The organism is Ethanoligenens sp., from assembly GCF_047718355.1.
Lineage (GTDB): Bacteria > Bacillota > Clostridia > Oscillospirales > Ethanoligenentaceae > Ethanoligenens.
This window is the reverse complement of the sequence record NZ_JBDNLG010000082.1, coordinates 6,290-13,748: the sequence shown is the minus strand read 5'-3', so window position 1 is coordinate 13,748 and position 7,459 is coordinate 6,290. Positions and strand designations below refer to the sequence as shown.

Sequence of the window (7,459 nt, the reverse complement as noted above, 5' to 3'; positions counted from 1 at the left end):
ATCATATGTCATACAGACAAATTCAAATAATGTATTCATATACGTCCCTTCACCTCGATTATAGCAGCATAGATAACAATAGTTAAAAAACTCTTTTTTCCAATTCCGTGTAACGATGTAAGTGTTTTGCTATTTGATCGTATTGGTCAGGTGTGAGCGATTGTTTTCCGTCAGACAAGGCGTTGGATGGATCATTGTGAACTTCGATCATGATCCCGTCTGCCCCTGCAGCGATTGCTGCTTTAGATAACGGCTCCACAAGCCAAGGTAATCCCGTAGCATGGCTAGGATCTACGATGATTGGAAGGTGAGTGAGTCGTTTTAGAACAGGCACTGCCGAGATATCTAATGTATTGCGTGTAAAGGTTTCAAAAGTACGTATGCCACGTTCACACAACATCACCTTACTATTTCCACCACTTAATATATACTCCGCACTCATTAATAACTCCGTAATATTGTTCGCAAAGCCACGTTTCAAAAGAATAGGTTTGTCAATATTTCCAAGCTCTTTTAAAAGCTCAAAGTTTTGCATATTTCTTGCACCTACTTGGATTACATCCACGTCTCTTTCGAATAGTGGCAATTGGCTAATACTCATAATTTCAGTAACAATGGGTAAACCTGTTTCACGACTTGCAATTTTCAATAGCTCTAGCCCGTCCGCCTTTAAACCCTGAAATGAATAAGGTGAAGTGCGTGGCTTATATGCACCACCACGTAAGAGATTCGCTCCTGCCAATTTAACTCTATGTGCCACTTCAACAATTTGTTTTTCACTTTCCACCGCACAAGGCCCGGCAATCATAGCAAACTGTTGACTGCCAATTATCAAGTTGTCCCCGACTTTAACAGTAGTGTTTTGAGGATGCATTTTACGGTTTGCTCTTTTATACGGCTCGTTAATACGCTCAACGCTTTCTACAATATCCTGCGCTGCGAGCATCTCCTTGTCAATCGAAGATACATCCCCGAGTAACCCAATGACTGTGAACGTATCTCCAATCGAAATATTTACAGTTACGTTACATTTTTCTATCAGTTGTAGAAGCCCATCAAACTTTTCCTTCGGTACACCATTTTTTACAACTACAATCATATTGCGCCTCCAGTATGTTATTGCATAGGTCTGAAAAAAGCAAAAAGCGCCTAAAGGCTAAATAGTCTTCAGGCGCTAAATATGAATAGAACGATATGGCTACTAAAATATAGTCAAAATCCTCTTTCATCCAGACTTTACTGTCGGTCTTGGAATTTCACCAAGTCCTGTGCTCTCGCACCTGCGCTTTCGCGCTCGCGGACTATACCGCCGATTGGGAATTTCACCCTACCCTGAAGATTTACAACTTTATAACAATAGTAGCACGTTTTGCCATAAATTCAATCGCATTTCCATAAATATTAAAAACTTGTGATAAACACACTAACATAGTTAACATTGGAGCGCTGATATGTATATAATTTAGGTGTTTGTATGACTATTTACCTTCCTCATATGTCATAGCACGCGCGGATTGCTTTATATCACCCTCAAATTTTTTGCGTATGCTGTTAAAATGCACAGGCTAAATGGACTGGCTTGGTTATCAGAAATTCTTGATAAATTCGAAAAGCCAGGCAAACTATGATCGCCGTTACCCTGCCACTAATTTTTGATGAGGGCATTTTTAGACAGTCCCCTTAATCATACTTCTATCGCACGAATCAGATTGACCATTTCAATCGCGCCTTCTGCGCAGTCAAAGCCCTTGTTGCCTGCTTTGGTTCCGGCGCGTTCAATAGCCTGCTCGATATTTTCCGTCGTAAGTACACCGAACATCACCGGAACTCCGCTGGAAAGCGCCGTTTGGGCGATGCCCTTTGACACTTCATTGCAAACATAGTTGTAATGGCTGGTACTGCCTCGGATCACAGCTCCGAGACAGATCACCGCGTCATATTTTCCGCTTTTCGCCATTTTTGACGCGATCAGCGGAATTTCGAACGCGCCGGGAACCCATGCCACATCAATGCTATCTTCCGATACATCGTGGCGCTTCAAACCATCTAACGCGCCAGATAGCAATTTCGAGGTAATAAATTCGTTAAAGCGGGCGGCTACAATACCAACCCGGATTTCTTTGGATATCAGTTTTCCTTCAAAAACATTCATTACAAGCGCTCCCTTCAATAATTGAGGATATGTCCCATTCGGCACTGCTTCGTTTTAAGATAAAACAGGTCGTAGGGGGTGGCATCCATCTGGATGGGGATACGCTCTACAATTTCCATACCGTAATCGGCAAGCTGATACACCTTGTCGGGATTATTGGTCAGAAGCCGAAGCGTCTTAGCTCCCAAATCCCGAAGAATCTGCGCGCCAATGAAATATTCTCGTAAATCGCCCGCAAAACCAAGCGCCTCGTTTGCTTCCAGCGTATCCATCCCTTGATCCTGTAATTCGTAGGCCCGGAGCTTGTTGATAAGCCCGATGCCGCGCCCTTCCTGCCGCATGTAGAGCAAAATTCCACGTCCCTCCCGTTCAATCTGCGTCATAGCAGATGCGAACTGCTGTCCGCAGTCACAGCGGAGGGAGCCGAAAGCGTCCCCTGTCAGGCATTCAGAATGAACGCGGCACAACAGGTTTTGCCCGTCTCCGATTTCTCCCTTGACCAACGCAATGTGGTGCTCTCCGTTGAGCTTGTTGATGTAGCCGTATGCGGTGAAATCTCCGTATCGAGTTGGCATTTTGGCAGCAGCTACGCGCTCGACCAGCTTATCGTGCTTTTTCCGGTAATCCCGCAAATCCTTGATTGTGATAAAGGTCAGCCCCCATTGACCCGCAAACTGAATCAGTTCCGGCGTGCGCATCATCCGACCGTCCGCGCTCATGACCTCACAGCACAGTCCACACTCTGTAAGGCCCGCAAGCCGCAGCAGATCCACGGTGGCCTCCGTATGCCCGCCCCGTTCCAGAATGCCGTTCGGCTTTGCCATCAGCGGAAACATATGACCGGGGCGGCGGAAATCCTCAGGCTTTGCGCTGTCGCTTACACAGGCGCGGGCCGTGACGCCCCGTTCTTCGGCGGAAATGCCCGTCGTGGTACTGGCATGATCGACGGAAACCGTAAACGCTGTTTCATGGTTGTCAGTATTGTCGGAAACCATCTGCGGAAACCGGAGCTTCTGGCAGAGCGCAATGCTCATGGGCATACAAATCAGCCCTTTGCCGTGTACCGCCATAAAATTGACGTTTTCCGTTGTGGCGAATTCTGAGGCGCAAATCAAATCTCCTTCATTTTCCCGATTTTCATCATCTGTCGCTAAAATTATTTTTCCCTGACGCAAATCGTCAAACGCTTTTTCTATCGTACTAAACGCAAACACGCTGATTCCTCCTAAAATCCATATCGGGCAAGAAATTCCTTTGAGATACCGCTTCGTCCTCCCGGTGCGCAGAGCAGCTTTTCCACATACTTTCCAATGCAGTCGTTTTCCAGATTTACTGTGTTCCCGACGCGCTTTTTCCCAAGCGTGGTGTTTTGGGCCGTGTGCGGAATCACGGATACGCTGAAATCATTTTCTGACACGCCCGCAACAGTCAGACTGATGCCGTCGATAGCGATGGACCCTTTGTCGATTACATACCGCAGGATAGCGGGGGATGTGCGGACTGTGAACCAGATCGCGTTTTCATCTTTCCGCGCCTTACTGATGACCCCAGTTCCATCGATATGCCCTGCGACGATATGTCCGCCGATCCGTCCGTTCAGCGGCATGGCGCGTTCCAAATTGACCATGCCGCCGATATTCAGATTCAAAAGGTTGGAGCGTTCGACGGTTTCGTGCATCACATCGGCGGAAAAGGAATTTTCCACCAGAGAAACGACCGTCAAGCACACGCCGCTGACCGCGATACTGTCACCCTGTTTCAAATCGTCCAGAACCGCCGATGCGCTGACTGTTACAACAGCGGAATGCCCGCCTTTTCTAATTGAGAGTACGGTTCCCGTTTCTTCTATGATACCTGTGAACATGGAAGCACCTCGCTTTCCAGCAGAATGTCATCTCCCAAGTAGGTCACTTGCGGCGGAGCAAGCTTGAACGCTTGCTCCAGGCTTTTCACGCCGATTCCCTCCACAGGGGACTTCGCATCGGCGCCGCCAAACAGCTTCGGAGCAACATATGCCTGTACTTTGTTGACGATGCCGTTTTGCAATGCCGACCAGTTCAGCGCTCCACCGCCCTCTAGCAAAACGCTGTCGATTTCTTTCTCCCCCAATACAGCCATGAGTTTCCGCAGATCCACACGCTCATTTTTTGCTGGGAGCGTGAACACCTCGCACCCGGCATCCCTGTAGGGGCGCGCAAGGGTTTCATCCCGTAAGCAGGTGGCAAGAATAGTGGGAGCCTCTCCTGTCGTCTGCACGACCCGCGCGTTGGGTGGCGTCCGCAGCCGGGAATCGCAGACGATGCGGACGGGATTCCTGCCGTCCGGCAGATGGCACGTCAAAAGCGGGTCGTCCGCGAGAACCGTGCCGACACCGACCATGATACCGGAATACCGATGTCTGTCCCCTTGTACATGCCTGCGGGCGGTTTCGCCGATGATCCATTTTGATTGACCGGAATGCGTGGCGATCTTCCCGTCCATCGTCATCGCATACTTCATCACGACATAGGGCATCCGAGTCCGAATAAAGTGGAAGAATACCTCGTTCAGCGCGGTACAGGCTTCGCACAGCAAACCTTCCGTGATTTCAATCCCGTGTTGACGTAAAATCTGAATGCCTTTCCCGGCAACCAGTGGGTTCGGATCGACCGAGCCGACCACCACGCGCTGGATGCCGCTTTCCAGAATTGCATCCGTACACGGCGGCGTTTTCCCGTAATGGCAGCAAGGTTCCAAGGTCACATACAGCGTTGCACCATGAGGCGGTTCCGTGCAGCAAGCAAGCGCGTTCCGCTCCGCGTGCAATTCCCCGTACCGCTGATGATAGCCCGTGCCGATCACACGGCCATCTTTCACGACAACGGCTCCGACCATCGGATTCGGATTGACCCAACCGCATCCTCTTTGTGCGCATTCCAATGCCAGCTTCATGTAAGTTTCGTCAGACAATCGCAACACCCCTAAAATAAAAAAATTAACACCTGAAAACATTGGAAATGTCTTTCAGGTGTTAAAATTCAGGTGTATTGGAATGCCCTTAAAGCCATCAGGCACGGAGAAACCGGCTCTGACGGAATCATAAAGCACTGTCGAACGTTACTCCGGCATTACATATAATTTCAACACATCTTCTTCTATCCAGACTATACTGTCGGTTTTGGAGTTTCACCAAATCCTGACTTGAACATAATGTCAAGTCCTGCGCTTACGCGCTCGCGGACTATACCGCCGATCGGGAATTTCACCCTGCCCTGAAGACATTTGAACTTATTCAGTTGTTAATTCTTATCATACGCCGCTGCACAAAAAAAATCAAGCCTGTAATAAAGGCAAACAAAGCTTGGCTTGGCAAGCAATGACCGTGTGGCCACGGTCTGCTTGTTGAGGGCCGTCCCGCCCCCAAACCCCCGGGGCAAAATCCGCCTTGCGGCCGCTTTTGCGAACGCCCCGTACCCTGGGCGGCTGTGCATCCTTGCGGATGCCTAAAGGCGCATTGGCGCACCATGCATTGAAATCCGCCGTCATGACTGTCGGCTCCTTTCCAGCTCTCGCTGCCGGTCGGGCAGCTCCACGCGCAAAATCTTATCCACATTGCTCCGTACCGTCTGTAGCTCTGACTGGTCGTCTTTCAGGCGGCGGTATTCTTCGTACCGCGCTTTTTTCTGTTCCAGAAGCGTGGTATATTCCGCCTGCAACTGCGCCATCGTTGGAATTGTGCCGCCCCCCAAAGCGTCAAACGCCTGCTTGGCCTCCTGCCGCAAACGCAGTTCCTCCGTGTGCTGTGCCCGGAACGCCTTACTCCACCCGGACGTCTTGTACTGGTCAAAGATTTTTTTCGTCTTGCTGTAATCAACGATATGCTTTTTCAGCGTCCCGATCTCGGTCATACGGCCCTCCAGTTTTCGGACGCCGGAGGATGCACTCGACATATCTTCCGTGACTGCCGCCATGCGGTCAAGCAGACCGGCATAATCGGCGATCCCGTGTTCGGACAAATAGTTGAAGGTTTTCGCCGCCTGCTTGATATTAAAAATTTTCGCCCAGCGTTCGTAGCCGGGGCCTTTACCGGCGTCGATTTTTGCCTGAATGTCGATCAGCAAATTGATGTTTTCAGCAAAAAACCGTCGCGCTTTTTTCTGCATGGGCGTAGGTTTTTGTTTGCCCGCCAGACGCGCGGAAATCGCGTCCTCGGTGTAATCCGCGCCTAGCCGCTTTGCCCGCGTAAATCGTTCCTGCCCCGGCGCGCGAAATGAAATATACTTGCCGCGCTTGACTTCATACCCGGTCTGACGCATCCGGTCAAGAAAATCGTCAAAATCCTCGGCGGACGGCAGCACGGCGTCAATGGTTTCGCGCAGTTTGGACTTCCAACTGGTGCCCGCTTTATCCGCCGACCATTCCTTATAGCTTTTGCCTTTTTCCTTGGGATGTTCAATGACATAATATCCTTGCTCTTTGCACAACCGGTCGTTGATGGAACGCAGCACCTCATAGGAATTATACAGGTTCTGGAATTTCCGCGTAGCATCCAATGCGGTGCTGTTGAAATAAACGTGCGTATGGATGTTTTTTTTATCCACATGGGTGCAGACGATAAACGCATGATCACCCTTCGTAAATTCCAGCGCGGTTTCGTATGCCAGACGGTTTGCATCCTCCGGCGTAATTTCTCCTACCTTGTAGGACTGGACGAGCAAATAAGCAATCACATCCTTGCGCCGTTCCTGCCTGCGTCCGGTCAGATTTTCATAAAGTTGTTTGGTCGCGTAAAACTCTTTGTACGCAAGAGGCGGATCGCACTGGTACCCGGAGATCAGACGGCCCTGATCGGTCTTTTTCGGATTCATACCGTAATTCAAACGTTTATACAGCGTGCGCAGAATGGATTCTCCGTTTCGCCCGTGATGCGGTCGGATTTTTGAAATCGCCGTATTGCATTCCTCCCAAGCAAAGCAAAGTTATTCTCTCTTTACATTTCCCTGCGTTTGCGTTATGCTGGTGGCATCGTAAAATTATAGATTGGAGCGTGCTGAAAATGGCAAGAGGCGTCCTGAAAACTCCGGAGCAGAAAATCACAGATCTGGAAGCGGTAAAGGCCAAATATCAGGAGAGAGTTGACGGGTACAAGGCCAAGATTGCGGAAGTGGATCAGCAGATCAAGGAAATCTCCAAATCACAGAAGGAAGCGGAGTTGAGCAAGCTGATGCAGGCGCTGCTTGACAGCGGGAAGACAGTGGACGAGGTTCTGGAAGCCATTAAGAAGTAAGCACTAAAAGATAAAGCAAAATCGTGCCGCAACCATTTGAC

At 49.6% G+C, this 7,459-nt stretch carries 8 protein-coding genes and 2 riboswitches; of the genes, 1 reads left to right on the top strand and 7 read right to left on the bottom strand.

Features of this window, described 5'->3' with window-relative positions; translation table 11 throughout:
* Positions 1 to 82: 82 nt before the first annotated feature.
* From aroF to ABF463_RS11345, 7 genes are all read right to left on the bottom strand, one after another.
* A complete protein-coding gene (aroF, locus tag ABF463_RS11375) occupies positions 83 to 1,099 on the bottom strand; it encodes a 3-deoxy-7-phosphoheptulonate synthase (RefSeq protein WP_415533755.1) in 1,017 nt (338 codons plus the stop codon).
* A gap of 114 nt (positions 1,100 to 1,213) precedes the next feature.
* Positions 1,214 to 1,344, bottom strand: a riboswitch (FMN riboswitch).
* Positions 1,345 to 1,684: 340 nt separating this feature from the next.
* Positions 1,685 to 2,152: a 6,7-dimethyl-8-ribityllumazine synthase gene (gene ribE / locus ABF463_RS11370; protein WP_415533754.1), complete on the bottom strand. Its 468-nt coding sequence runs from the start codon at positions 2,150 to 2,152 to the stop codon at positions 1,685 to 1,687.
* A gap of 14 nt (positions 2,153 to 2,166) precedes the next feature.
* The gene (locus tag ABF463_RS11365; protein ID WP_415533753.1) at positions 2,167 to 3,366 is read right to left on the bottom strand and encodes a bifunctional 3,4-dihydroxy-2-butanone-4-phosphate synthase/GTP cyclohydrolase II; all 1,200 of its coding nucleotides are present in this window, start codon (positions 3,364 to 3,366) and stop codon (positions 2,167 to 2,169) included.
* Positions 3,367 to 3,377: 11 nt separating this feature from the next.
* Positions 3,378 to 4,016, bottom strand: a complete 639-nt coding sequence (locus ABF463_RS11360; protein WP_415533752.1) for a riboflavin synthase — start codon at positions 4,014 to 4,016, stop codon at positions 3,378 to 3,380.
* Positions 3,998 to 5,101: a bifunctional diaminohydroxyphosphoribosylaminopyrimidine deaminase/5-amino-6-(5-phosphoribosylamino)uracil reductase RibD gene (ribD, locus tag ABF463_RS11355; RefSeq protein WP_415533751.1), complete on the bottom strand. Its 1,104-nt coding sequence runs from the start codon at positions 5,099 to 5,101 to the stop codon at positions 3,998 to 4,000. The genes ABF463_RS11360 and ribD overlap by 19 nt, the downstream gene beginning before the upstream one ends.
* Positions 5,102 to 5,274: 173 nt before the next feature.
* Positions 5,275 to 5,415, bottom strand: a riboswitch (FMN riboswitch).
* A gap of 49 nt (positions 5,416 to 5,464) precedes the next feature.
* Positions 5,465 to 5,677, bottom strand: coding sequence for a hypothetical protein (locus ABF463_RS11350; RefSeq protein WP_415533750.1), 213 nt, complete (start codon positions 5,675 to 5,677; stop codon positions 5,465 to 5,467).
* A complete protein-coding gene (locus tag ABF463_RS11345) occupies positions 5,674 to 6,999 on the bottom strand; it encodes a relaxase/mobilization nuclease domain-containing protein (protein ID WP_415533749.1) in 1,326 nt (441 codons plus the stop codon). Before ABF463_RS11345 ends, ABF463_RS11350 begins: the two co-directional genes overlap by 4 nt.
* Positions 7,000 to 7,187: 188 nt before the next feature.
* On the opposite strand from ABF463_RS11345, the gene ABF463_RS11340 reads away from it, so the two are divergent.
* Positions 7,188 to 7,418: a cortexillin II gene (locus tag ABF463_RS11340; RefSeq protein WP_415533748.1), complete on the top strand. Its 231-nt coding sequence runs from the start codon at positions 7,188 to 7,190 to the stop codon at positions 7,416 to 7,418.
* The last annotated feature ends 41 nt before the right edge of the window (positions 7,419 to 7,459 follow it).

Excerpts from the sequence above, each read along its gene's own strand:
- aroF (WP_415533755.1), bottom strand. The coding sequence starts at position 1,099 with ATGATTGTAGTTGTAAAAAATGGTGTACCGAAGGAAAAGTTTGATGGG.
- ribE (WP_415533754.1), bottom strand. The coding sequence starts at position 2,152 with ATGAATGTTTTTGAAGGAAAACTGATATCCAAAGAAATCCGGGTTGGT.
- ABF463_RS11360 (WP_415533752.1), bottom strand. The coding sequence starts at position 4,016 with ATGTTCACAGGTATCATAGAAGAAACGGGAACCGTACTCTCAATTAGA.
- ABF463_RS11350 (WP_415533750.1), bottom strand. The coding sequence starts at position 5,677 with ATGACGGCGGATTTCAATGCATGGTGCGCCAATGCGCCTTTAGGCATC.
- ABF463_RS11345 (WP_415533749.1), bottom strand. The coding sequence starts at position 6,999 with ATGAATCCGAAAAAGACCGATCAGGGCCGTCTGATCTCCGGGTACCAG.
- ABF463_RS11340 (WP_415533748.1), top strand. The coding sequence starts at position 7,188 with ATGGCAAGAGGCGTCCTGAAAACTCCGGAGCAGAAAATCACAGATCTG.